The 22,926-nt window shown below is 69.7% G+C and carries 26 protein-coding genes; 15 read left to right on the top strand and 11 right to left on the bottom strand.

Annotated features, from left to right (window positions below):
• Positions 1 to 282: 282 nt before the first annotated feature.
• Complete coding sequence (locus ACIRRY_RS45595; protein ID WP_403985214.1) at positions 283 to 1,506, bottom strand: NADP-dependent malic enzyme; 1,224 nt, start codon at positions 1,504 to 1,506, stop codon at positions 283 to 285.
• A gap of 499 nt (positions 1,507 to 2,005) precedes the next feature.
• Here ACIRRY_RS45595 and ACIRRY_RS45590 point away from each other — a divergent pair, with 499 nt between their 5' ends.
• The 3 genes from ACIRRY_RS45590 to ACIRRY_RS45580 are packed head-to-tail and all read left to right on the top strand — an operon-like array spanning position 2,006 to position 4,725.
• Entirely contained in the window at positions 2,006 to 2,965 is a 960-nt protein-coding gene (locus tag ACIRRY_RS45590) for an ABC transporter substrate-binding protein (RefSeq protein ID WP_403985212.1), read from the top strand.
• Between the two features lie 27 nt (positions 2,966 to 2,992).
• Positions 2,993 to 3,928 (top strand): amino acid ABC transporter permease, encoded by a 936-nt coding sequence (locus ACIRRY_RS45585; protein ID WP_403985210.1) that lies wholly within the window; start codon positions 2,993 to 2,995, stop codon positions 3,926 to 3,928.
• The gene (locus ACIRRY_RS45580; protein WP_403985208.1) at positions 3,925 to 4,725 is read left to right on the top strand and encodes an amino acid ABC transporter ATP-binding protein; all 801 of its coding nucleotides are present in this window, start codon (positions 3,925 to 3,927) and stop codon (positions 4,723 to 4,725) included. The genes ACIRRY_RS45585 and ACIRRY_RS45580 overlap by 4 nt, the downstream gene beginning before the upstream one ends.
• Positions 4,726 to 4,829: 104 nt before the next feature.
• On the opposite strand, the gene ACIRRY_RS45575 is transcribed toward ACIRRY_RS45580, so the two are convergent.
• Both ACIRRY_RS45575 and ACIRRY_RS45570 read right to left on the bottom strand, forming a co-directional pair.
• Positions 4,830 to 5,303, bottom strand: coding sequence for a hypothetical protein (locus tag ACIRRY_RS45575; protein WP_403985206.1), 474 nt, complete (start codon positions 5,301 to 5,303; stop codon positions 4,830 to 4,832).
• A gap of 40 nt (positions 5,304 to 5,343) precedes the next feature.
• Positions 5,344 to 6,102, bottom strand: coding sequence for a class I SAM-dependent methyltransferase (locus tag ACIRRY_RS45570; protein WP_403985204.1), 759 nt, complete (start codon positions 6,100 to 6,102; stop codon positions 5,344 to 5,346).
• A 142-nt stretch (positions 6,103 to 6,244) separates the two neighbouring features.
• Here ACIRRY_RS45570 and ACIRRY_RS45565 point away from each other — a divergent pair, with 142 nt between their 5' ends.
• A complete protein-coding gene (locus ACIRRY_RS45565; protein WP_403985202.1) occupies positions 6,245 to 6,874 on the top strand; it encodes a CGNR zinc finger domain-containing protein in 630 nt (209 codons plus the stop codon).
• On the opposite strand, the gene sodX is transcribed toward ACIRRY_RS45565, so the two are convergent.
• Complete coding sequence (sodX, locus tag ACIRRY_RS45560; RefSeq protein ID WP_403985200.1) at positions 6,778 to 7,212, bottom strand: nickel-type superoxide dismutase maturation protease; 435 nt, start codon at positions 7,210 to 7,212, stop codon at positions 6,778 to 6,780. The two genes, ACIRRY_RS45565 and sodX, sit on opposite strands and share 97 nt — an antisense overlap.
• A gap of 145 nt (positions 7,213 to 7,357) precedes the next feature.
• On the opposite strand from sodX, the gene sodN reads away from it, so the two are divergent.
• From sodN to ACIRRY_RS45540, 4 genes are all read left to right on the top strand, one after another.
• Positions 7,358 to 7,753, top strand: a complete 396-nt coding sequence (gene sodN, locus ACIRRY_RS45555) for a superoxide dismutase, Ni (RefSeq protein ID WP_019058247.1) — start codon at positions 7,358 to 7,360, stop codon at positions 7,751 to 7,753.
• Between the two features lie 141 nt (positions 7,754 to 7,894).
• Complete coding sequence (locus ACIRRY_RS45550) at positions 7,895 to 8,305, top strand: helix-turn-helix transcriptional regulator (protein WP_403985198.1); 411 nt, start codon at positions 7,895 to 7,897, stop codon at positions 8,303 to 8,305.
• 10 nt (positions 8,306 to 8,315) lie between these two features.
• Positions 8,316 to 8,732 (top strand): VOC family protein, encoded by a 417-nt coding sequence (locus ACIRRY_RS45545; protein WP_403985196.1) that lies wholly within the window; start codon positions 8,316 to 8,318, stop codon positions 8,730 to 8,732.
• Between the two features lie 43 nt (positions 8,733 to 8,775).
• Positions 8,776 to 9,534, top strand: coding sequence for a VOC family protein (locus tag ACIRRY_RS45540; protein ID WP_403985194.1), 759 nt, complete (start codon positions 8,776 to 8,778; stop codon positions 9,532 to 9,534).
• Between the two features lie 4 nt (positions 9,535 to 9,538).
• On the opposite strand, the gene ACIRRY_RS45535 is transcribed toward ACIRRY_RS45540, so the two are convergent.
• The 4 genes from ACIRRY_RS45535 to ACIRRY_RS45520 all read right to left on the bottom strand — a co-directional run bounded on the left by ACIRRY_RS45535 (position 9,539) and on the right by ACIRRY_RS45520 (position 13,344).
• Positions 9,539 to 9,883, bottom strand: a complete 345-nt coding sequence (locus ACIRRY_RS45535; RefSeq protein ID WP_403985192.1) for a DUF952 domain-containing protein — start codon at positions 9,881 to 9,883, stop codon at positions 9,539 to 9,541.
• 33 nt (positions 9,884 to 9,916) lie between these two features.
• A complete protein-coding gene (locus tag ACIRRY_RS45530) occupies positions 9,917 to 10,540 on the bottom strand; it encodes a GNAT family N-acetyltransferase (protein ID WP_403985190.1) in 624 nt (207 codons plus the stop codon).
• 171 nt (positions 10,541 to 10,711) lie between these two features.
• Positions 10,712 to 11,824, bottom strand: a complete 1,113-nt coding sequence (locus tag ACIRRY_RS45525; protein ID WP_403985188.1) for a family 2 encapsulin nanocompartment cargo protein polyprenyl transferase — start codon at positions 11,822 to 11,824, stop codon at positions 10,712 to 10,714.
• Positions 11,825 to 11,937: 113 nt separating this feature from the next.
• Positions 11,938 to 13,344 (bottom strand): family 2B encapsulin nanocompartment shell protein, encoded by a 1,407-nt coding sequence (locus ACIRRY_RS45520; protein ID WP_403985186.1) that lies wholly within the window; start codon positions 13,342 to 13,344, stop codon positions 11,938 to 11,940.
• A 296-nt stretch (positions 13,345 to 13,640) separates the two neighbouring features.
• On the opposite strand from ACIRRY_RS45520, the gene ACIRRY_RS45515 reads away from it, so the two are divergent.
• A complete protein-coding gene (locus ACIRRY_RS45515; RefSeq protein ID WP_403985184.1) occupies positions 13,641 to 14,231 on the top strand; it encodes an N-acetylmuramoyl-L-alanine amidase in 591 nt (196 codons plus the stop codon).
• 48 nt (positions 14,232 to 14,279) lie between these two features.
• Positions 14,280 to 15,185, top strand: a complete 906-nt coding sequence (locus ACIRRY_RS45510) for a 1-aminocyclopropane-1-carboxylate deaminase/D-cysteine desulfhydrase (RefSeq protein WP_403985182.1) — start codon at positions 14,280 to 14,282, stop codon at positions 15,183 to 15,185.
• Between the two features lie 54 nt (positions 15,186 to 15,239).
• On the opposite strand, the gene ACIRRY_RS45505 is transcribed toward ACIRRY_RS45510, so the two are convergent.
• Complete coding sequence (locus tag ACIRRY_RS45505) at positions 15,240 to 16,835, bottom strand: Na+/H+ antiporter (RefSeq protein WP_403985180.1); 1,596 nt, start codon at positions 16,833 to 16,835, stop codon at positions 15,240 to 15,242.
• A 62-nt stretch (positions 16,836 to 16,897) separates the two neighbouring features.
• On the opposite strand from ACIRRY_RS45505, the gene ACIRRY_RS45500 reads away from it, so the two are divergent.
• The 3 genes from ACIRRY_RS45500 (at position 16,898) to ACIRRY_RS45490 (ending at position 19,009) form a co-directional block, all read left to right on the top strand.
• Positions 16,898 to 17,158 carry a UBP-type zinc finger domain-containing protein gene (locus tag ACIRRY_RS45500; RefSeq protein ID WP_200687205.1) on the top strand — a complete coding sequence of 87 codons (261 nt, stop codon included), beginning with the start codon at positions 16,898 to 16,900 and terminating at the stop codon, positions 17,156 to 17,158.
• Between the two features lie 307 nt (positions 17,159 to 17,465).
• Positions 17,466 to 17,879, top strand: a complete 414-nt coding sequence (locus ACIRRY_RS45495; protein WP_019058277.1) for an anti-sigma regulatory factor — start codon at positions 17,466 to 17,468, stop codon at positions 17,877 to 17,879.
• A 17-nt stretch (positions 17,880 to 17,896) separates the two neighbouring features.
• Entirely contained in the window at positions 17,897 to 19,009 is a 1,113-nt protein-coding gene (locus tag ACIRRY_RS45490; protein WP_403985178.1) for an RNA polymerase sigma factor SigF, read from the top strand.
• A gap of 16 nt (positions 19,010 to 19,025) precedes the next feature.
• Here ACIRRY_RS45490 and ACIRRY_RS45485 read toward each other — a convergent pair whose 3' ends face one another.
• A complete protein-coding gene (locus ACIRRY_RS45485) occupies positions 19,026 to 19,484 on the bottom strand; it encodes a hypothetical protein (RefSeq protein WP_403985176.1) in 459 nt (152 codons plus the stop codon).
• Between the two features lie 116 nt (positions 19,485 to 19,600).
• On the opposite strand from ACIRRY_RS45485, the gene ACIRRY_RS45480 reads away from it, so the two are divergent.
• Both ACIRRY_RS45480 and ACIRRY_RS45475 read left to right on the top strand, forming a co-directional pair.
• Complete coding sequence (locus ACIRRY_RS45480) at positions 19,601 to 20,569, top strand: diacylglycerol/lipid kinase family protein (RefSeq protein ID WP_403985174.1); 969 nt, start codon at positions 19,601 to 19,603, stop codon at positions 20,567 to 20,569.
• Positions 20,570 to 20,888: 319 nt separating this feature from the next.
• Entirely contained in the window at positions 20,889 to 21,146 is a 258-nt protein-coding gene (locus tag ACIRRY_RS45475; RefSeq protein WP_006142322.1) for a WhiB family transcriptional regulator, read from the top strand.
• 222 nt (positions 21,147 to 21,368) lie between these two features.
• On the opposite strand, the gene ACIRRY_RS45470 is transcribed toward ACIRRY_RS45475, so the two are convergent.
• Positions 21,369 to 22,835: a sensor histidine kinase gene (locus tag ACIRRY_RS45470; protein ID WP_403985172.1), complete on the bottom strand. Its 1,467-nt coding sequence runs from the start codon at positions 22,833 to 22,835 to the stop codon at positions 21,369 to 21,371.
• Between the last annotated feature and the right edge of the window lie 91 nt (positions 22,836 to 22,926).

Below are 22,926 nucleotides of genomic sequence, written 5' to 3'. Positions count from 1 at the left end.
CGAGCGCCGCGCCTCGGCCTGAACGGCCTCGTCCTCGAACACCGGGCGGGTCGGGGTACCCGGCCCCTACGACTACCTGCGGCCGCCGACCGGCCTCAGGGCCCACGGGCAGGGCCCACCCGTCAACGCCCCGAACGGGCGGGTGGGAAAGGTTCAAACGACCACGGGCCGTGGCCGCCGACGAGACCCGAGCCACCCACGGGATACGCCCCCCAAGTCACCTGAACGGGCGGGCGGGTGGGCAAAGAAATGGCCCCGCCCAGAAGGACGGGGCCATCCGGGCTACCGTCGGGCAACGCCCTCCGCCCGCGCCGCCGCAGCGACAGCCGCGGTGACCGCAGGCGCGACGCGCTCATCGAACGGCGACGGAATCACATAGTCCGGGGCGAGATCGTCTCCGACGACACCGGCCAGCGCCTCGGCCGCCGCGATCTTCATCCCCTCCGTGATCCGAGAGGCCCGCACCTGCAACGCCCCCGCGAAGATCCCCGGGAACGCCAGCACGTTGTTGATCTGGTTCGGGAAGTCGGACCGCCCCGTGGCGACGACCGCCGCGTACTTGTGCGCCACATCGGGGTGCACCTCGGGATCCGGGTTGGCCATGGCGAAGACGAAGGCGCCCTCGGCCATGGAGGCCACGGCAGGTTCCGGCACCGTACCGCCGGAGACCCCGATGAAGACGTCGGCACCTTCCAGCGCCGCCTCCAGCGACCCCGAGAGACCCGCCTTGTTGGTCAGCTCGGCCAGTTCCCGCTTGACCGGCGTGAGGTCGTCCCGGTCTCGCGAGACGATGCCCTTGCGGTCCGCGACGGCGACGTCACCGAGCCCGGCCTCCAGCAGGAACTTGGCGATGGCCACGCCGGCCGCGCCCGCACCGGAGATGACCGCCCGCAGTTCGCCGAGCTCCCGCCCGGTCAGCCGCGCGGCGTTCCGCAGCGCGGCCAGCGTCACGATCGCCGTACCGTGCTGGTCGTCGTGGAAGACGGGAATGTCGAGCCGCTCCTGGAGCCTGCGCTCGATCTCGAAGCAGCGCGGCGCCGAGATGTCCTCCAGGTTGACACCCCCGAAGGAGGGCGCGAGGCGGACCACGGTCTCGATGATCTCGTCGACGCCGGTGCAGTCCAGCGCGATCGGCACCGCGTCCACGCCGCCGAACTGCTTGAACAGGATCGCCTTGCCCTCCATGACGGGGAGGGAGGCCTCAGGACCGATGTCGCCGAGTCCGAGCACCGCCGTACCGTCCGTCACGACGGCGACCACGGACGACTTCCATGTGTAGTCGTGGACGAGTTCCGGCTGCTCCGCGATCGCGGTGCACACGCGCGCGACGCCGGGTGTGTACGCGAGGGACAGGTCGTCCTTGTCGCGGATCGGCACGGTGGCCTGCACGGCCATCTTGCCGCCGCGGTGCAGCGCGAACGCCGGATCGAAGGAATCGAGGGGCTCGGCCCCGCCGTCCTGATCCGTACTGCTGTCGCTGCGAGGATTGACGATCTCCGCTGCCACTTTGTCTAACCCCTTAGGTCTTCATTGATTTGAGGGTGGCCACTCCCTGGTGAGGGGTGGGCGGGCACCGCGCAGGGCCCAGAAATTGATGCGTACGAGCACCTGCGCGACGGGCGCGCCGCACACGCGCCCTGAGCCCCGGATGAGGGGTGTAAAGAACCTTCTTACCGGACGGACGGCACCGAGGACGAGTCCAATAGGCGCAAGGTCACATCTCGTCCGCCAGAGGCGGAACCGTGATCGATCACCCCGTGGGCCGTACCGAAGATCCTCCGGCCGGAAGGAGCCATTCCCGTAGATGGTCCGTGCGCGGGCCGTCCTGATGTACCGACCTGATGCGATTAGGGGGTCACCCGTTATCCGATTTTGACATGGCTGGTCCCCTGAATGGTTCAGTCCGAATGGCAAGATGCCCTAATCACACGAGGTCGCGACACCCGAAGGTGTGTGTTCTCGTCGACCCGTCGGCACCGCCATCCATCCGCCGGAGGAACCCACCATGACCGCACGTTTCACCCGTCGTACGACCGCCCCGCACACCCGGCTGGCAGCGGTCGGTGCGATCGCGGTCGCCTCCACCCTGCTGCTGGCCGGCTGTGGCGACCAGACGGACAAGAGCAGCGACAGCTCGGAGTCGGCGTCCTCCTCGGCGCCGCTCGCGAGCAAGCTCCCCGCCGACATCCGCAAGGCGGGTGTCATCGAGGTCGGCTCGGACATCGCGTACCCGCCGGTCGAGTACATGGAGAGCGGCAAGGCCGTCGGTATCGACCCGGACATCGCGGACGCGCTCGGCAAGCAGCTCGGCGTGAAGTTCGAGTTCCAGAACGGCAAGTTCGACAACCTGATCGTGGGCCTCCAGGCCAAGCGCTTCCAGGTGCTCATGTCGGCGATGAACGACACCAAGGCCCGCCAGGACGGCGTGGACTCGGACACCGGCAAGAAGGTCGGCGACGGCGTCGACTTCGTCGACTACTTCACGGCCGGTACGTCGATCCTGGTCCAGAAGGGCAACCCGAAGGGCATCAAGTCGCTGGACGACCTGTGCGGCAAGGTCGTGGCCCTCCAGAAGGGCACCACGTCCGAGGGCATCGCCAAGACACAGAGCAAGAAGTGTACGACCGACGGCAAGAAGGCCATCAACCTGCAGACCTTCGACACCGACCCCGAGGCGCTGCTCCGCCTGAAGCAGGCCGCGTCCGTCGCCGACCTCAACGACTTCCCGGTGGCGGCGTACAACGCGAAGACCTCCAGCGGCGGCAAGGACTTCGAGGTCGTCGGCGACCAGATCGAGGCGGGTCCGTACGGCATCGCCGTCAGCAAGTCGAACACCCAGCTGCGCGACGCCCTCCAGGCCGCCCTCGCCGCGATCATGAAGAACGGCGAGTACACCAAGATCCTGCAGAAGTGGAACGTCACGGACGGCGCGGTGACCGAAGCCAAGATCAACGGCGGCTCCTGATCCACGCGACGTCGAAAGGCAGTCACCGTGACTGACATTGCCGACCAGGTCCCGCCGCCCGCGCCCTCGGTCCCGCCCGAGCAGATCAAGGCCATCCCGGTGCGCCACTACGGCCGCTGGGTGGCCGGCGTGGTGGTCGTGGGCCTCGTGGTGCTGATCGGGATCGCGTTCTCCAACGCGAAGATCAACTACAGCGTGATCCCCGACTACCTCTTCGACCCGGGCATCGTGGCCGGCGCCTGGACCACGCTGTACATCTCGGTGCTCGCGATGCTCCTCGGCGTCGTACTCGGCGTGATCCTCGCCGTCATGCGGCTGTCGTCGAACCCGGTCACCAGCACGGTGGCCTGGTTCTACATCTGGTTCTTCCGCGGCACCCCGGTCCTTGTCCAGCTCCTGCTCTGGTACAACATCTCGCTCGTCTTCCCCGTCCTGAACCTGGGGTTCTACAAGGACGAGATGAACCAGGTGATGACGCCGGTCCTGACGGCGCTGCTGGGACTCGGTCTGAACGAGGCCGCGTACATGTCGGAGATCGTCCGGGCCGGCATCCAGTCGGTCGACGAGGGCCAGACGGAGGCGTCGCACGCGCTGGGCATGACCCAGGGCAAGACGCTGCGCCGGGTGGTCCTCCCGCAGGCGATGCGGGTCATCATCCCGCCGACCGGCAACGAGTTCATCAACATGCTGAAGACCTCGTCGCTCGCCTACGCCGTCCAGCTCCCAGAGCTGATCAAGAAGGCCACGGACATCTCCAGCACCTCGCTGGCGGTCGTCGAGATGTACTTCGTGGCGTGCATCTGGTACCTGTTCCTGACCACGGTCTTCAGCATCGTCCAGTACTACATCGAGCGTCGCTACGCCCGCGGTTCGAGCCGTAGTCTGCCGCCGACCCCGCTGCAGCGGATGGGGAAGTACCTCCGCATGTTCGGCTCCTTCCGCCGCCCGGAGGTGGCCCGATGACCAAGCTCACCAAGGACATCGCCCCGAGCACCGGTGGCCGGCCGATGGTCAGGGCCGAGGCCGTGCACAAGTCGTTCGGGCTCGCGCACATCCTCAAGGGCATCGACCTGGAGGTGAATCCGCGCGAGGTGTTCTGCCTGGTCGGCCCGTCGGGTTCGGGCAAGTCCACCTTCCTGCGCTGCATCAACCACCTGGAGAAGATCAACGCCGGCCGGCTGTACGTCGACGGCCGGCTGGTCGGCTACCGGCAGCAGGGCGACAAGCTCTACGAGCTCAAGGAGAGGGAGGTCTCGGCGCAGCGGCGGGACATCGGCATGGTGTTCCAGCGCTTCAACCTCTTCCCGCACATGACGGCCCTGGAGAACGTCATGGAGGCGCCGGTCCAGGTCAAGCGCGAGACGAAGGCCGTGGCCCGGGAGCGGGCCCAGCAACTGCTGGACCGGGTGGGACTCGGTGACCGGACGGGCCACTACCCGGCCCAGTTGTCCGGCGGCCAGCAGCAGCGCGTCGCGATCGCCCGGGCCCTGGCGATGCAGCCCAAGCTGATGCTCTTCGACGAGCCGACCTCGGCCCTCGACCCGGAGCTGGTCGGCGAGGTGCTCGACGTGATGCGGGACCTCGCGGCGGACGGCATGACGATGATCGTCGTCACCCACGAGATGGGCTTCGCCCGCGAGGTCGGCGACTCGCTGGTCTTCATGGACGACGGAGTGGTGGTCGAGTCCGGCCACCCGCGCGAGGTCCTGGCGAACCCGCAGCACGATCGGACCAAGTCCTTCCTGTCCAAGGTGCTGTAGCCGTACGGAGCTCCAAGGTCCGCTGACGGTAAGAGAGTTGGCCGTCGCGGCAAGAGAGCCGAAGGGGCGGTACGAGATCCTCGTACCGCCCCTTTCGCCGTCCCCTACCGCCGGCTCTTCATCAACAGCTCGGGATTCAGGGCCAGTTCACGCAGCCGGCTCTTCGTCAGCGGCGGGGACGCGAGCAAGGGGCCCAGCGAGTTCCGGCCCGTGAAACCGGCGGTGTCGTCGACCTCGAGAGTGCCGCCCTTCTTCAGATAGAGCGTGACCATGAGGTAGTCACCCCACTTCTGGCGTGGGTCCTGCATGACGGAGAGGTGGGTCCAGTTCTCGCGGAACTCCAGGACGTTGCCGTTCGGCAGCCGCTCGAAGCTGCACGTCCCCGAGTCCTCCTTGGTCGGCATGTCACAGGGGCGACTCCAGCCGACGGTCGGCTTCGGGCCGGTGAAGTTGAGGACCCTGATGAAGCCGACCGGGTCGGACATCGGGAACTCCGTCTCCTTCCGGAACACGTAGTCCATGCTCACCTCACGGATCTCCCCGACACCGGCGGGCAGCAGCTTCGCGAAGGCGGCCACTTCGCGGTGCGCGCGCCGCCTCTCTTTCCCTTGCGGGGGCCTACTTCAGCGCGAGCAGCAAGGTGTCGGAGGGCGAGCACCACACCGGCCGCGCCTCCCCGAACCCCTTCTCGCGCAGCACGCGCGCGTGCCACGCGGCCGAGGGCATGTCACCGTCCGCGTGCTCGCCGTAGATCTCGTAACGGCGGGCGGTCGGGCCGGCGAGGACCGGGTCCTGGGCGGCGAGCTGCCACCACTCGGCCCAGTCGAGGGCACCGTTCTGCTTGGCCTGTTCCATCTGCGCGTGCCGCCGCGCCCGCTCCGCCGCGTTGATCCTGGGCGTCGACTCGTCGATCATGTGGTCCGCGTTCATGAAGACACCGCCGTCGCGGACGAGCCCCGCGATCTGACCGTAGAGAGCCGCGAGGGGTTCGCTGTGCAGCCAGTGAAGGGCCGTGGCGGTCAGAACCGCGTCGTACGAGTCGTACGGCAGCCTTGTCGCCCACTCCGGGTCCTTGAGGTCGGCCGTGACGAAGGTGACCCGCTCGTCGTCCGCGAAGGTGCCCTCGGCGATGGCGAGGAGGGCCGGGTCGAGGTCGACCCCGGTACTGGTGGCGTCCGGGAAGCGGGCGAGCAGCCGGGCGGAGATGCTGCCGGTGCCGCAGGCGAGGTCGAGGACCCGGGGTGCGGGTCCGACGAGCGCCTCGACCATGTCGAGCATGATCCGGAAGCGGTCCTCCCGGTCGGGCATGTACCACTCCTGCTGCCGGTCCCAGCTCTCCTGCCAGGCCTGCCAGTCGGTTCCGACACCGGTCGTCATGAGGACCCCCTGTCTACGCACTGTCGTCATGGCACTGTCGCCGTACCACTGTCGTAGCAGCACTGTCGTAATACCCTGGAAGCACGATCAGCTGTTACCCGACCGCACCCACGACCATAGAGCGCCTCCGTAAGGACTACAAGTGGAACTGGCCTATTACTCGGACTATGCCGTACGCCTCGTCAACACCGAGGAACCGGCGCGGGGCAAGGACGCCCTGACCTCGGTCGAGGCCGTGCGGGACCTGTTCACCGGCAACCAGGAGGCGGCCCGGCGGGCCACGGACGCCGATGTCACCCGCTTCCGTTCGGTCCGGGCGCGGCTGCGGGCGGTCTTCGAGGCGGCCGACGGCGGCGACGAGACCCTCGCCGTGAACCTGCTGAACTCGCTCCTCCTGGAGTTCCCGGTCAGCCCGCAGATCTCCGGGCACAACTTCCGGGACGAGGACGGCCGTCCGCTGTGGCACATGCACCTCGCGGACCACCCGTCGAACGCGACGGCCGGCTACGCGGCGATCGCGGCGATGGGCCTGGCCTTCCATCTCACCGAGTACGGCGTCGACCGCCTCGGCCTGTGCGAGGCCGCGCCGTGCCGCAACGCCTACCTGGACACCTCGACGAACCGCTCCCGGCGCTACTGCTCGGACCGCTGCGCGACCCGCGCCAACGTGGCCGCCTACCGGGCCCGGAAGCGCCTGGAGGCCGGCCGGTCCGGGAAGACGGGCCTGGCGGCCGAGACCACCCAGCGCGCCAGCGCGAGCGGCGAACGCTGACCGGGCCTGAGCGGCCGGTACCTGAACCGCACCTTGCCCAGCACCAGTTCCCCGGGCACGGTGCCGTAGTCGGTGCTGTCGCCACCGGCGAACGCGTTGTCGCCGAGCACCCACCACCCCCCGTCGCGCCGCTCGACGGCCCGCTTGACGACCAGCAGATCCTGCTGGAACGGATGCCGCAGCACGACGACGTCCCCTGGCCTGACCCTGGCGCCGTACTGCACCACGAGCAGATCCCCGTGCAGCAGTGTCGGCACCATGGACGGCCCGGTCACCTCGGCCGTCCCGAAGGGCAGTACGGCCCTCCCGCGCTCGGTCTCCTGCGACAGCTCCGGCATCCCCGGCACCTCCCCGGTCCTATCCTCCACCAGTCTGAGTCCGACCCCGGACTTTTGTCCTAAGCCCATGGGGGCACTCGCGAAATCAGCTTCTCCAGGGAGTAATGTCCCACCTGAGAAGACGATCACGAGGAAGGAACGCTCCATGCTTTCCCGCCTGTTTGCCCCCAAGGTGAAGGTCAGCGCGCACTGCGACCTGCCCTGCGGTGTGTACGACCCGGCCCAGGCCCGCATCGAGGCGGAGTCGGTGAAGGCCGTGCAGGACAAGATGGCCGCCAACGACGACCCGCACTTCCAGGCGCGCGCCATCGTCATCAAGGAACAGCGTGCCGAGCTCGCGAAGCACCACGTCTCGGTGCTCTGGAGCGACTACTTCAAGCCCCCGCACTTCGAGAAGTACCCGGAGCTGCACCAGCTGGTCAACGACACCCTGAAGGCCCTCTCGGCCGCCAAGGCGTCCACCGACCCGGCGACGGGCCAGAAGGCGCTCGACTACATCGCCCAGATCGACAAGATCTTCTGGGAGACCAAGAAGGCCTGACACCCAGTCGGCCCGACCCGACCGGCGATCGGTGCACCATCGCAGGTCAGTGGGTATGGGGAAGGGGCTCCACCGGTTCGCCGGCGGGGCCCCTTCGTCGTTCCCCTCGACTCCGCCCGCACCCGTGCCATCCTTGACCCCGTGAACCGCGACGACCTCGTACGGCTGCGCCAGGCCCGCGACCGCATGAACCGCGAGTACGCCGAGCCGCTCGACATGGCCTCGGTCGCCCGGACCGCGCTGATGTCACCGGGCCACTTCCAGCGCAGCTTCCGCGCCGCGTACGGGGAGACGCCGTACAGCTATCTCATGACCCGGCGGATCGAGCGGGCCAAGGCGCTGCTGCGGCGCGGCGACCTGAGTGTGACCGAGGTGTGCATGGCCGTCGGCTGTACGTCTCTCGGTTCCTTCAGCTCGCGCTTCACCGAGCTGGTCGGCGAGACCCCGAGCGCCTACCGCGCCCGTTCCCACGAGGCGGGCGCGGTGATCCCGTCCTGCGTGGCCCGCACTTTCACCCGCCCGAACCGGGCGGGACCGCCCCTCCAGCCCTAGCCTGTGCTGCATGGATCTCAAACTCCGCCAGTGCTTCATCGCCGTCGACGACCACGACAAGGCGCTCGCCTTCTACTGCGACGTCCTGGAACTGGAAATCCGTAACGACGTCGGCTTCGAGGGCATGCGGTGGGTGACCGTGGGGTCGCCGTTGCAGCCGGACGTGGAGATCGTCCTGGAGCCGCCGGCCGCGAACCCGGACGCCTCCCCCGCCGACAAGCAGGCCATGGCCGAACTGCTCGCCAAGGGCACCCTGCGCGGGGTCAACTTCACCACCGCCGACTGCGACGCCCTCTACGCCCGCGTCCAGGAGTCCGGCGCCGAGGTGGTCCAGGAGCCGACGGACCAGCCGTACGGTGTCCGGGACTGCGCGTTCCGCGACCCGGCCGGGAACATGCTGCGGTTCATGCAGCGCAACGGGGACTGAGAATCCCGGGGGCGGGTCGCGGCCTCCGGCTTACGATCACGCCATGAGCAACCCCGCCGGCACCACCGTCCGCTGGACCTACGCCTTCGTCGACCGCCCGCGCGCCCTCCTCGGCCCCGCCCGCGCTTTCTGGACGGCCGTCACGGACACCCGGCTGTCCGAACCGCGCGGTGGGGAAGGGGAGTTCGTCACCCTGCTGCCCGAGGGGGCGGACGCCTGCGTGAAGGTCCAGGGGGTCGAGGCCGGCCCCGGCGGCGCCCATCTCGACTTCGCCGTCGAGGACGTGCCCGCGTTCGTGGACTCCGCGCTGCGGCTCGGCGCGGACACCGTCGCCGAACACGACGGCTGGACCGTACTCCGGTCCCCCGCCGGGCAGTTGTTCTGCGCGGTCCCCTGGCACGGCGAGTCCGTACGGCCGCCCGTCGTCGCCGGGAGCCGTCTCGACCAGGTGTCCCTCGACATCGGACCCGGCTCCTACGACGCCGAAGTCGCCTTCTGGAGCGCCCTGTTGCCCGACTGGGCCTCACTGGCGGGCGCGCTCCCCGAGTTCCATGTGCTCAAGCCCCCGCCCGGCCTGCCGATCCGCGTCCTGCTCCAGCGCCTCGGCGAGGAACGCCCCGCCTCCGCCCATCTCGACCTGGCCTGCGCCGACATCGACGCGACCAGGGAACGGCACGAGCGGCTCGGCGCGACCGTCGTCTCCCACGGCAAGCACTGGACCGTGCTGCGGGACCCGGCCGGCGGTGTCCACTGCCTGACGGGACGCGACCCGGAGACCGGCGGGCTGCCCAGCCGCGCCTAGCGACTCATCCCGCCCACGTCTCCACGCCCACCACCGCGTCCACCGGAATCGGCCCGTACACGTGCGGGAACTCCTCGCCGCCCGGCTCCGGCGCCTCGTACTTCAGCGGTGCGCCGAGCCGTGCCGGGTCCACGACCAGGACCACCAGCTCGTCGGGGCCGTCGTAGGAACCGTACAAAAAGGCCGCCACGCGCGGGAGTTGGGCACTGGTCGAGCAGTGGATGAAGCCCTCCTCCTGGAGGGTGCGGCCACGGGTCGACCACTCGTAACCGCCGCGCTCGCGGGCCGCGTCCCACAGGGCGCGCTCGGTGATGTGAAGGATGGTGGCGGTGGGTTCGGGTTCCGGCATGCACCCACGCTACGGCCCCCACGTCAGCCCACGCTACGACCTCGGTTCGCGCCACATCGGGTACATGCGCGGGCCGTCCGGCAGGTCGAGGGTGTTGTCGGTGAACGAGTAGCCGAGCCGCTCGTACAGCTTGGTGCTGCGTTCGCTGCTCGCCTCCAGGTACGCGGGCAGGCCCTCGCGGTCGCAGCGCTCCAGGACGTGCCGGATGAGCGCGGCGCCGAGGCCCTCGCCCTGCCGGGCCGGTGCCACGGCGATCATCCACAGGTACTCGTGGGCCGTGCCGGCGGGATGCCCCTCCGCCATGAGTCGGGCGATCGTCTCGACCCGCTCGTTGTCCGGATCCACCAACTCCCGCAGCCCTACGGCCTCGTCCTCCCCCTCCGTCCCGTCCTCCCCCTCCGCCCCTTTCTTCACATGCGCCTCACCCGGTACCGACAGCCACAGCGCGCACGCCGCACCGTCCTCGGCGAGGTCGATACGGCCGTCGGCGAACACGGAGTCCGTGAAGGCGGCCATCAGCTTGTGGTGGGTCCTGCGGCGGTACTCGGCGTCGGGGAAGATCCAGCCGCTCACCGGATCGTCCTGGAAGGCCTCGTCCAGCAGCCGGACTATCAGCTCCCGGTCACCCTCGCCCGCCACCCGGATCGCCACGCCCATGTCCCGCCCCCACGTCTCAACAGTCGTATTCCGTAAGGGTGTTGAGCCTATCCGGATTTCCGCGCGGGGGAACGGGCCCCGCGCACCGTGGGGATGCGCGGGACCCTTCGGTCCGGAGCCCGGTCGCCGTGCGGAGTCAGGTCCGCACGGTTCCCGAAGGCTCCGGAGTCTTCAACTGCTGCGCCGGGTCACGAACTCGGCCAGCGCGAGCAGACCGCCCGCGTCCTGCGGATCCGGGATCGCCCGGGCCAGCTCCTGCACGGCCCGCGCCATCCGGTCGGCCGCCTGGGCCTGCGCCCAGTCCCGGCCGCCCGCCCGCTCCACGGCGAGCGCGGTGCGCTCCAACTCCCCCTCCTCGTACGGCAGTCCGTACAGCTCCGCGAGTTCGGCGGCCGCCGGTGTGCCCGAGGTGAGGGCGGCGACCACGGGCAGGGACTTCTTGCGGACGGCGAGGTCGGCGCCGGCCGGTTTGCCGGTGCGGCCGGGGTCGCCCCATATCCCGATGACGTCGTCGATCAGCTGGAAGGCGAGCCCGGCCTGCCGGCCGAACGCGTCCAGCGCCGCGACGTCCTCGGCACCCGCTCCCGCGTACAGCGCGCCCACCGCGCAGGCGCAGCCGAGCAGCGCGCCGGTCTTGGCCTCGGCCATGGTGAGCACCTCGTCGAGGGTGACCTCGCCGGGGTCGCGCTTCTCCATGGCGGTGTCCGCGTGCTGGCCCTCGCACAGTTCGACGACACAGTCCGCGAGCCGGACCGCGGCGGCCGAGGACGCCGGGTGCGGATCCTCGGCGAGGAGCCGCAGCGCCAGCGCCTGGAGCGCGTCCCCGGCGAGGATCGCGTCGGGGTCGCCGAACACCGTCCACGCCGTGGGCCGGTGTCTGCGGGTGGTGTCCCGGTCCATCACGTCGTCGTGCAGCAACGTGAAGTTGTGGACCAGCTCCACCGCCGCCGCGGCCCGCAGCGCGCTCGCCCGCGCCCGCTCGCCGCCGAGTGCGGTGGCGGCGGCCAGGACGAGGGCGGGGCGGATCGCCTTGCCCGCGTTGCCCGCCGCCGGGGTGCCGTCCGCGTGCTCCCACCCGAAGTGGTAGAGCGCGATCCGGCGCATCGAACCGGGCAACGAGTCGATCGCCGCGCGCAGTTCGGGGTCGACGGACGCCCTGGCCCCCTCCAGGATCACCGCCGCCTCGTGCCCGTCGAGCGGCGGGGTGCCGCCGGGCGACCGCGTCCCGTCGAGTGGCGGGGTGCCGCCGGCGGGCTCTTGCGTCTCCGTCCTGAACTCGGCCATGGGGTCCCCCTCGGAGAATCCGCGGACGGTGACACCTGCGCTGCGACCGGGATGCTGCGACCGGGGTGTACCCGCCCTGACGGGCGGGGACACCGCGTCCAACTGCTGAAACGTCACCTCCAGCGGCCGATCTCGACGTTCTCCAGAACGCCGAGGGCGTCCGGCACGAGGACGGCCGCCGAGTAGTAGGCCGTCACGAGGTACTTGATGATCGCCTGTTCGTTGATGCCCATGAAGCGCACCGACAGGCTCGGCTCGATCTCGTCCGGGATGCCGGCCTGCTGGAGGCCGATGACGCCCTGGTCGGCCTCGCCGGTGCGCAGGGCGATGATCGAGGTGGTCCGCCGGTCGCTGACCGGGATCTTGTTGCACGGGTAGATCGGCACCCCGCGCCAGGTCGGGATGCGGTTGCCGCCGACGTCGATGGACTCCGGGACCAGTCCGCGCTTGTTCAGCTCGCGGCCGATCGCGGAGATCGCGCGCGGGTGGGCGAGCAGCATCTTGGTGCCGCGCCGCCTGCTGAGCAGTTCGTCCAGGTCGTCCGGGCCGGGCACCCCGTCGTGCGGCTGGAGCCGCTGGTCGTACTCGCAGTTGTTGAGCAGGCCGAACTCGCGGTTGTTGACCAGCTCGTGCTCCTGGCGCTCCTTCAACGCCTCGACGGTGAGCCGCAGTTGCTGCTCGGTCTGGTTCATCGGCTGGTTGTAGAGATCGGCCACGCGCGAGTGGATGCGCAGGACGGTCTGGGCGACGCTCAGTTCGTACTCGCGCGGCCGGGCGTCGTAGTCGACGAACGTGTGCGGGATGTCCGGCTCGCCGGAGTGGCCGGAGGCGAGATCGATGGACTTCTCGCCGTACTTGTTGGTGCGCTGCTCGGGGATCGCGCGCAGTTGCGCGAGGTGTTCGCGCAGGGTCTCGGAGCGCTCCGCGACCTGCTCGACGTCCCCTCGGGCCAGGATCAGCACCGTGCAGGCGGTGTCCGCGCGGGCCGTGTACTCCCAGATGGCCTCCGGGTCGAGCAGCGCCTGGTCGCCGAAGTAGGCGCCGTCGGCGAGGACTCCGAGGACCGTGTCGTCGCCGTACGGGCCCGTGCCGACCTTCTCCACCCTGCCGTGCGCCAGCAGGTACACCTCGTCGGCCTGGCCGCCGAACGACGCGATCGCCTCCCCCGGGGCGTACTCGCGCTGCCGGCAGCGGACGGCCAGTTCCGAGAGCACCTCCTCGTCCTCGTAGTCCCGCAGCGCGGGCAGTTCGCCGAGCTCCGCGGGGATGACCTCGACGCGGTCGCCGGTCTTCACGAATGTCACCCGGCCGTCGCCCACGGAGTAGCTCAGCCGTCGGTTCACCCGGTATGTGCCACCCTGCACGTTCACCCACGGCAGTGTGCGCAGCAGCCAGCGGGAGCTGATCTCCTGCATCTGCGGCGCGGACTTCGTGGTGGTGGCCAGGTTCCGCGCAGCCGCTGTACCAAGGCTCTGCTGCGGCTTGTTCTGCTCCGCGCGGACCTCTTCGCCTACCGACATAGAGAAATGCCCTCCCCATTCATGCCGGGCCCTGTGCGCCCGACATCCTTCTCGCGCACCAGCCTTCCTCACTCAGCGTGCCGGTGGTATTACCCGAAAGAGCGGGAATGGATCTTCAACTGCTGGGCACAGGGGCTGTTTACGTCGAATGGTGTTCGAGTTGCCGCCGGGGCCGCCGATGTCCGGATCGGCTCGCACGCCGTACGAACAAGTCGTCCGTACCCGATTTTTTCGGTAAAAGCGGCGATAACAGACGGCCGTGCACGTCGGCCGTCGCACAGCACGAAGGAGGCGTCATGGCCTCACCCATGTCCGCGGGCGGTTTCCTGGACGCGCTGCGGGACGAAGGCGTCACGGTCGTCGAGGTCGGCGACTGGAGGCACCACAACCGCAACCACAAGGGCCCGTGGGGGCCCGTCCACGGCGTGATGATCCACCACACGGTCACCAACGGCAGCGCGCGCACGGTGGAGCTGTGCCGCGAGGGCCGCCCGGACCTGCCCGGCCCGCTCTGCCACGGCGTCATCGCCAAGGACGGCACCGTCCACCTGGTCGGCTACGGCCGCGCCAACCACGCGGGCCTCGGCGACGACGACGTGCTGCGCGCGGTGATCGGGGAGAAGCGCCTGCCGCACGACAACGAGGCGAACACCGACGGCAACCGGCACTTCTACGGCTTCGAGTGCGAGAACCTCGGCGACGGCGAGGACCCATGGCCCAAGGCCCAGTTGGAGGCGATCGAGAAGGTGTCCGCGGCGATCTGCCGCCACCACGAGTGGTCGGAGCGGTCGGTGATCGGGCACCTGGAGTGGCAGCCCGGAAAGGTGGACCCGCGCGGGTTCTCGATGACGTGGCTGCGCGAGCAGGTCCGCGACCGGCTGAAGTGACCCCCAGGGGACCCGGCCGACACGGCCGCTCCGGGTGACAATGGTGCCGTGACCAGCCCCGACCTCGCCGCCCTGCGCCCCCGGCTGCCGTCGCCGGTGGAGGAGATCACGGACGGGCGCTTCGGCCGGCACGGCGTCCGGCTGCTGCTCAAGCGGGACGACCTGATCCACCCGGACCTGATCGGCAACAAGTGGCGCAAGCTCGCGCCCAATCTCGCGGCGGCGGCCGGACGTACGGTCGTCACGTTCGGCGGCGCCTACTCCAACCACCTGCGCGCCACCGCCGCCGCGGGCCGCCTCCTGGGTCTGCCCACGGTCGGTGTGGTCCGCGGCCAGGAGCTGTCCGACCGCCCGCTCAACCCGTCCCTGGCCCGGTGCGCGGCCGACGGGATGCGCCTGCGCTTCGTCGACAGGTCGACGTACCGGCGCAAGTCCGAACCGGAGACGCTGGCTTCGATCCTGCGCGCGGTGGACACGGCGGACGCGTACGTCGTCCCCGAGGGCGGCAGCAACTCCCTTGCCGTACGCGGCTGTCGTGCCCTGGGCGATGAGCTGCGCGCGCGTGCCGACGTCGATGTCGTCGCCCTCGCCTGCGGCACCGGCGGCACCCTGGCCGGACTGGCCGCCGGACTCGCCCCCGACCAGCGGGTGTTGGGGATCCCGGTCCTCAAGGGCGGCTTCCTGAACGCTGACATCAGAGCCCTCCAGGAGCGCGCCTTCGGCGGCCGGCGCGGCGACTGGTCGCTCGACGACCGCTTCCATTTCGGCGGCTACGCGCGCGTGCCGGCCGAACTCGACACCTTCGCCGAGGACTTCGAGGACCGGCACGGGCTGCCCGTCGAGTGTCTCTATGTCGCCAAGTTGCTGTACGGACTTGTCGCCCTGGTGGAGGAAGGCGCCTTCCCGCGCGGGAGCACGGTCGCCGCTGTCGTCACCGGGCGGCCGTTCCCGTAAGCCCACGTCAGGGGTCGTGGAAACCGCTGGTCACTCCAGGTGCCGTGGAAACCGCTACGCCGCCTCCCGATAAGCCGCTGCCTCCTCCAGGTCCAGCCTGCGCAGCAACGTGCGCAGCATCTCGTCGTCGATGTAGCGGCCGTCGCGCAGGCGGACGAACATCGAGCGTTCGGCGCTGATCATCTCGCGGGAGAGGCGGCGGTAGGTGTCGTCGACGGTCTCGCCGGTGACGGGGTTGGTGGCGCCGAGACGCTCCCAGACGGCGTTGCGGCGGCGCTCCAGGACCTCGCGGAGGCGGTCGGCGAGCGGTGGCGGGAGGGCGTTGCGTTCGTCCTCCAGAAGGGCCTCCAGGCGCTTTTCGGCGACCCGGGAGGCCTGGGCCTGGGCGTTGGCCTCGGCGAGCGTCTCGGCCTGCTGGTCGCGGCCGGGGAATTTCAGCAGCCGGATGATCGGGGGCAGGCTCACGCCCTGCACCACCAGGGTCCCGATGACCGTCGTGAAGGTCAGGAACAGGATGAGGTTGCGCTGCGGGAAGGGGTCGCCCCCGTGCACGGTGAGCGGGATCGAGAAGGCGATGGCCAGCGAGACCACGCCTCTCATGCCGGCCCAGGCGGTGGTCATCGCCCCCTTCCAGGTGGGGCTGTCCTCGCGCTCCCTGATCCGCGCCGACAGGATGCGGGGGATGAAGGCCGCCGGGTACACCCACACGAACCGGGTCGCGACGACGACCAGGAAGAGCGCGATCGCGTACCAGGCGGCGTCCAGACCGCGGTACTCGCCAAGTCCCTTGAGCACCACGGGCAGTTGCAGCCCGATCAGGGCGAAGACCGCCGACTCCAGGACGAAGGCGACCATCTTCCACACCGCCTCCTCCTGGAGGCGGGTCGCGAAATCGACCTCCCACGCGCGGTGGCCCAGATAGAGCGCCACGACCACGACGGCGAGCACCCCGGAGGCGTGCACCTGCTCGGCGACCCCGTAGGCGACGAACGGGATCAGCAGGGACAGCGTGTTCTGCAGCAGCGCCTCCTTGAGGTGCGTGCGCAGCCAGTGGATCGGCACCATCATCAGGAGCCCGACGCCGACCCCGCCGACGGCCGCGAGCAGGAACTCCCCGATGCCGCCCGCCCAGGTCGCGCCCTCGCCGATCGCGGCCGCGAGGGCCACCTTGTAGGCGGTGATCGCGGTGGCGTCGTTCAACAGGGACTCGCCCTGGAGGATCGTCGTGATCCGCGAGGGCAGCCCGACCCGCCGGGCCACCGCCGTCGCCGCGACCGCGTCCGGCGGCGCCACCACCGCGCCCAGCACCAGCGCCGCGGTCAGCGGCAGCCCAGGCACGATCACATACGCGGCCCAGCCGACGACGAACGTGGCGAAGAGCACGTAGCCGACCGACAGCAGTGCCACGGGCCGCACTTGGGCCCGCAGGTCGAGGTACGAGCTGTCGGTGGCCGAGGTGTACAGCAGCGGGGGCAGCAGCAGCGGCAGCACGACCTCCGGGTCGAGGGTGTAGTCGGGCACCCCCGGGACGTACGAGACGACCAGTCCGACCGCGACCAGCAGCAGCGGCGCCGGCACCGGGGTGCGCCGGGCCGCGGCGGCCACCACGGCGCTGCCCGCCACCAGCAACAGCAGTGGCATCACGTCCATCGTCCTCGCCCGCCCTCGTTTTTCCGCGCGGCCAACCGCACAGCCGTCGTAATCTGGCAATCATGAAACAGTGCACGCACGCCGACGCGCTGCCGCTCCCGGAACCGAAGCCCCAGAGCGAGACCTGCCTCGAGTGTCTGGCGGCCGGCACCCACCCCGTGCAGCTGCGACTCTGCCTCTTCTGCGGCAACGTCGCCTGCTGCGACTCCTCGCCCCTGCGCCACGCGACAGCACATCACAAGGAATCCGGGCATCCGGTGATGCGGACCTACGAACCCGGTGAGAGCTGGCGCTGGTGCTTCGTCGACCATGTTCTTCTGTGACACGGCCTTCTGTGACACGGTCTCCTGTGACCCCGTTTTCCGGCCGTCTGTTTCCCGCCCGTTTCGACGGTTCGACCGTCTGACGTCTGGGTACGTCAACCCGGCGCGCGCTCTTCCCAATTGGGCCCGCAGGACCCCTAGCCACGGAGCGTATCCGTAGGTTTACTATGAGTGACAGCGTGGGGTTGGGGTCCCGGGGACAGAAAAGTTCGGAGCGCGGTAGCGTCACCGCTGAACCAAGTATCGCGTTACCCCGGGGGGCGACCCCTGGGCCCCCGAAAGAGCTTGTACCACCTTGGAGGTGAGGGTGTCCCAGATCGCAGGCGAGCCCGCGACCCAGGACTTCGTGGAAGTCCGGCTGCCGGCTGCGGGTGCCTACCTGTCGGTGCTGCGTACGGCCACGGCCGGCCTCGCGGCCCGTTTGGACTTCACCCTCGACGAGATCGAGGACCTCCGCATCGCGGTGGACGAGGCCTGCGCGATCCTGCTCCAGCAGGCCGTGCCGGGCTCGGTGCTCAGCTGTGTCTTCCGCCTCGTGGACGACTCGCTCGAAGTCACCGTCTCCGCCCCGACGACGGACGGTCACGCCCCCGCGCGCGACACCTTCGCCTGGACCGTGCTCTCGGCCCTCGCGGGCAAGGTCTCATCGGCAGTCGACGAGGACAAGACCGTTTCGATCAGCCTCTACAAACAGCGCGGCGCGGGACCCGGGCCGGCGTGAGGAACGGGGACGGGCCGGTGCGGGACGAAGAGCGCGGCACACGGGAGCTGCCGGCCGAGGGCGGTTCAGACGGATCCCGCCGCACGGCGGACGGCGGCGCCCTCGTGCCACGCGGCCAGATTCCCGAGCAGGCCCGGCCGCACCCGGAGGAAGAACCCTCGGAGGCCGGTGTGATGGACGACGGTCAACGTGAGCAGGACGGTGCCGTGCGTATTGGTGGGGTCTCCCCCGTTGCCGGGGGTCCCCCCGCTCCGACTGAGTCGAGCGTGGGGGAGGAGGCGAAAGCTCAGGAAGGGGCGACGGGCCAGGCGATGAGCGAGCACGAGCGGGACGACGTGGCGGGCACACAGAGTGTGCAGGTCACCCGGCACGACCCCCAGGACCGCAGCGGAGCGCGCGCACTCTTCATCGAGCTGCGCACGCTCAACGACGGCAGCGTCGAGTACGCGGAGCTGCGCAACCGGCTGGTCCGCATGCACCTGCCGCTCGTCGAGCACCTCGCGCGCCGCTTCCGCAACCGCGGCGAGCCGCTGGACGACCTGACCCAGGTCGCCACCATCGGCCTGATCAAGTCGGTCGACCGCTTCGACCCGGAGCGCGGCGTCGAGTTCTCGACGTACGCGACCCCGACGGTCGTCGGCGAGATCAAGCGGCACTTCCGTGACAAGGGCTGGGCGGTGCGCGTCCCGCGCAGGCTCCAGGAGCTGCGTCTGTCGCTGACCACGGCGACGGCGGAGCTCTCGCAGCGGCACGGCCGCTCCCCCACGGTCCACGAGCTGGCCGAGAAGCTCGGCATCTCCGAGGAGGAGGTCCTGGAGGGCCTGGAGTCGGCGAACGCCTACTCCACGCTGTCCCTGGACGTCCCCGACACGGACGACGAGTCGCCGGCGGTCGCGGACACCCTGGGCGCGTACGACGAGGCCCTGGAGGGCGTCGAGTACCGCGAGTCGCTCAAACCGCTCCTGGAGGACCTGCCGCCCCGGGAGAAGCGGATCCTGTTGCTGCGTTTCTTCGGCAACATGACGCAGTCGCAGATCGCGCAGGAGGTCGGCATCTCGCAGATGCACGTGTCCCGGCTCCTGGCCCGGACACTGGCGCAGTTGCGGGAGAAGCTGCTCGTCGAGGAGTAGTCCCCCCCCGCCGGAGTCAGCTCTTCGGCTCTTCGGTTCCACGACCGGGCCCTCGGATTCCGAGGGCCTGTGTCGTCGCCGGGTTCACCAGCAGCACCAGCGCGCCGATCGCGAGCACCGCGAGCGCGATACCGGCCGGGATGGCCACACTGTCGGCCCGGAGCAGGTTGTAGGCCACGGGCAGCGCCATGATCTGGGTGATGACGGCCGGACCCCGGCTCCAGCCGCGCAGGCCCAGCAGTCCGCGCGCGGCCAGCAGGGGCAGCAGCGCCAGCACCACCAGGGTCACTCCCCCGGTCACGGCCTGCTGCCGGTCGTCCGGCTCACCGGTGAGACCCAGGACGAGCATCCACACACCGGCGACGGCCAGCGCGAGACCCTCGACGGCGACGAGGACCGCCGCGTAGGTCAGCCGGCGCGGACGGGTTGTGCCGGGGCCGTCGGTCTCCGGGGCGGGGGTCTGCTCAGCACTCACCCCAGAAGGGTAGCCCTCGGAAAACGGCCCCAGGTGTTCAGGCTCACGCCCTCTCCTCTTACCCAACCCCTACCTCGGTATGGGACGGGTACCCCCCAGTAGGTACGCTGCAACTCATGCGTGCACTTCTCGTGGTCAATCCGGCGGCAACCACCACAAGCGCACGTACGCGCGACGTCCTGCTCCACGCGCTCGCCAGCGAGATGAAGCTGGAGGCCGTCACCACGGAGTACCGGGGCCACGCGCGCGACCTCGCCCGGCAGGCCGCGGAGAGCGGCAACGTCGACCTGGTGGTGGCCCTCGGCGGTGACGGCACGGTCAACGAGGTGGTCAACGGCCTCCTGCACACCGGCCCCGACCCCGAGCGCCTGCCCGGCCTCGCGGTGGTCCCCGGCGGCTCCACCAACGTCTTCGCCCGTGCCCTCGGCCTGCCCAACGACGCCGTGGAGGCGACCGGCGCCATCCTCGACGCCCTGCGCCGGGGCAGCGAGCGCACGGTCGGCCTCGGACTGACCTCCGGGACACCCGGCACCGAGGACGAGTCGGTGCCCTCGCGCTGGTTCACCTTCAACGCCGGGCTCGGGTTCGACGCCGGGGTGGTCGGGCGGGTCGAGCAGCAGCGGGAGCAGGGCAAGAAATCCACCCACGCGCTCTACGTGCGTCAGGTGGTCCGGCAGTTTCTCGGTGAGCAGCACCGCCGGCACGGGACGATCACCCTGGAGCAGCCCGGCACCGATCCGGTCACCGATCTGGTGGTGGCCATAGTCTCGAACACCTCGCCCTGGACGTATCTCGGCAATCGCCCGATGTACACGTCACCTAAGGCGTCGTTCGATAAAGGCCTCGACGTACTCGGTCTCAGCCGTCTGTCCAGCGCCGCGGTTGCCCGGTATGGCACCCAGTTGCTCACTTCGTCCCCCGAACGCGGACCCCATGGCAAGCACGCTGCGGCTCTGCACGACCTGAGCGAGTTCACCTTGCATTCGAAGGTCCCGTTGCCCCTCCAGATGGACGGCGACCACCTCGGACTGCGTACGAGCGTGACGTTCACAGGCGTACGCCGTGCACTGCGTGTGATTGTGTGAGCAGAAAGGGCTGAAGTCCTTTCACTCGAACGTTTAGACCAGGGTCCACCCCATGGAAGTACGGCTGTGACCTAGTCGACACCGAGGAATCAAAAAAAACTTTCCGGTAGGGGTTGTATCCGCCGCTGAGGTTTGCGAGTCTCTACGTGGCGATCGAGACGGCCCGCAACACCGGCCTCCACGGATCACCGGAACCCCTCTTCAATCCACAGGACCCCGCCAGTGAACCTGGCGTTCGGCCCTTCACTTGTTGAGGGATTCGTGAAAGCGTTCACATTCACAAGCAACCCGCACGTAATACCAAGGAGAGGTAGCAGCCATGGACTGGCGTCACAACGCCGTTTGCCGCGAGGAAGACCCCGAGCTCTTCTTCCCCATCGGCAACACCGGTCCTGCGCTGCTGCAGATCGAGGAAGCCAAGGCCGTCTGCCGTCGCTGTCCCGTTATGGACCAGTGTCTGCAGTGGGCGCTCGAGTCCGGCCAGGACTCCGGCGTCTGGGGTGGTCTCAGCGAGGACGAGCGCCGCGCCATGAAGCGCCGCGCCGCTCGCAACCGTGCCCGTCAGGCCTCCGCCTGACGCCCACCCGCTAACAGCCTGAGCTTGGCGGCGCGTACAGCGAGTACGCATCTCCCGCCCCCGAGCCGCAGCGCGCAGTACCCCCGATGCGCATAGCAACGAGCGACTGGCCCCGGATCATCATTTGATCCGGGGCTCTTTGCTGTTCACTTGCCGCTGCTCAAATGCCGTCGCGCATACGGCCGTTCGGGGCCGCCCATGTGAAGGTCGTGTGCGGGTACGTCACTTGTGCGCCTGCACCGGCACATCCAGGATCACCCGGGTCCCCCGCTCCGGCCCCGGCACCATGTCGAACGTGCCGCCCAACTCGCCCTCCACCAGCGTCCGTACGATCTGCAGACCCAGGTTGCCGGAGCGGTGCGGGTCGAATCCTTCGGGGAGTCCTACGCCGTCGTCCTGCACGGTGACCAGCAGGCGGGCGTCCTTCGCGTTGCCGCCGCGCACCGCCGACACCTCGACGGTGCCGGTCTCGCCCTCGCGGAAGCCGTGTTCCAGGGCGTTCTGCAGGATCTCGGTGAGCACCATGGAGAGCGGGGTCGCGACCTCGGCGTCCAGTATTCCGAAGCGGCCGCTGCGCCGGCCGGTGACCTTGCCCGGGGAGATCTCGGCGACCATCGCGAGCACCCGGTCGGCGATCTCGTCGAACTCCACGCGCTCGTCCAGGTTCTGGGACAGCGTCTCGTGCACGATCGCGATCGAACCGACCCGCCGTACGGCCTCCTCCAGCGCCTCCCGGCCGCGCTCCGACTCGATCCGGCGGGCCTGGAGCCGCAACAGGGCGGCGACGGTCTGGAGGTTGTTCTTCACCCGGTGGTGGATCTCCCGGATGGTCGCGTCCTTGGTGATCAACTCCCGCTCGCGGCGCCGCAGTTCGGTGACGTCCCGGAGCAGCACCAGGGAACCGATGCGGGTGCCCTTGGGTTTGAGCGGGATCGCCCGGAACTGGATGACCCCGTCCCGGGCCTCGATCTCGAACTCGCGCGGCGCCCAGCCGCTGGCGAGCTTGGCGAGCGCCTCGTCCACCGGGCCCCGGGTGGGGGCGAGTTCGGCGGTGGTCGTACCCAGGGGCTGGCCGACCAGGTCGGTGGCGAGGCCCATGCGGTGGTAGGCGGACAGCGCGTTGGGCGAGGCGTACTGCACGACGCCTTCGCCGTCGAGGCGGATCAGTCCGTCGCCGACGCGCGGCGAGGCGTCCATGTCGACCTGCTGGTTCGGGAACGGGAAGGAACCGGCCGCGATCATCTGCGCGAGGTCCGACGCGCTCTGCAGGTACGTGAGTTCGAGACGGCTCGGGGTGCGCACGGTGAGCAGATTGGTGTTGCGCGCGATGACGCCCAGGACGCGCCCGTCCCGTCGTACCGGAATCGACTCGACCCGGACGGGGACCTCTTCGCGCCACTCCGGGTCGCCCTCGCGGACGATGCGGCCCTCGTCCAGGGCCGCGTCCAGCATCGGGCGGCGGCCGCGGGGGACGAGGTGGCCGACCATGTCGTCCTGGTACGAGGTGGGGCCGGTGTTCGGCCGCATCTGGGCGACGGAGACGTAGCGGGTGCCGTCGCGCGTGGGGACCCACAGGACCAGGTCGGCGAAGGAGAGGTCGGAGAGCAGCTGCCACTCCGAGACCAGCAGGTGGAGCCACTCGAGGTCGGAGTCGTCGAGTGCGGTGTGCTGGTGTACGAGTTCGTTCATGGAGGGCACATCTGCGAGCGTACCCGCCGGTCTGTACCTGTCCTAAAAACACCCGCGGGCCGCGGCGCCTGAGAGGGACCCTCAGCCCTCT

Origin of the sequence: Streptomyces sp. NPDC101776, assembly GCF_044766845.1 — a bacterium.
In the GTDB taxonomy this organism is placed as follows: Bacteria; Actinomycetota; Actinomycetes; order Streptomycetales; family Streptomycetaceae; genus Streptomyces.
Note: the sequence above shows the minus strand (reverse complement) of the source record. Positions and strands in the feature narration are given on the sequence as shown.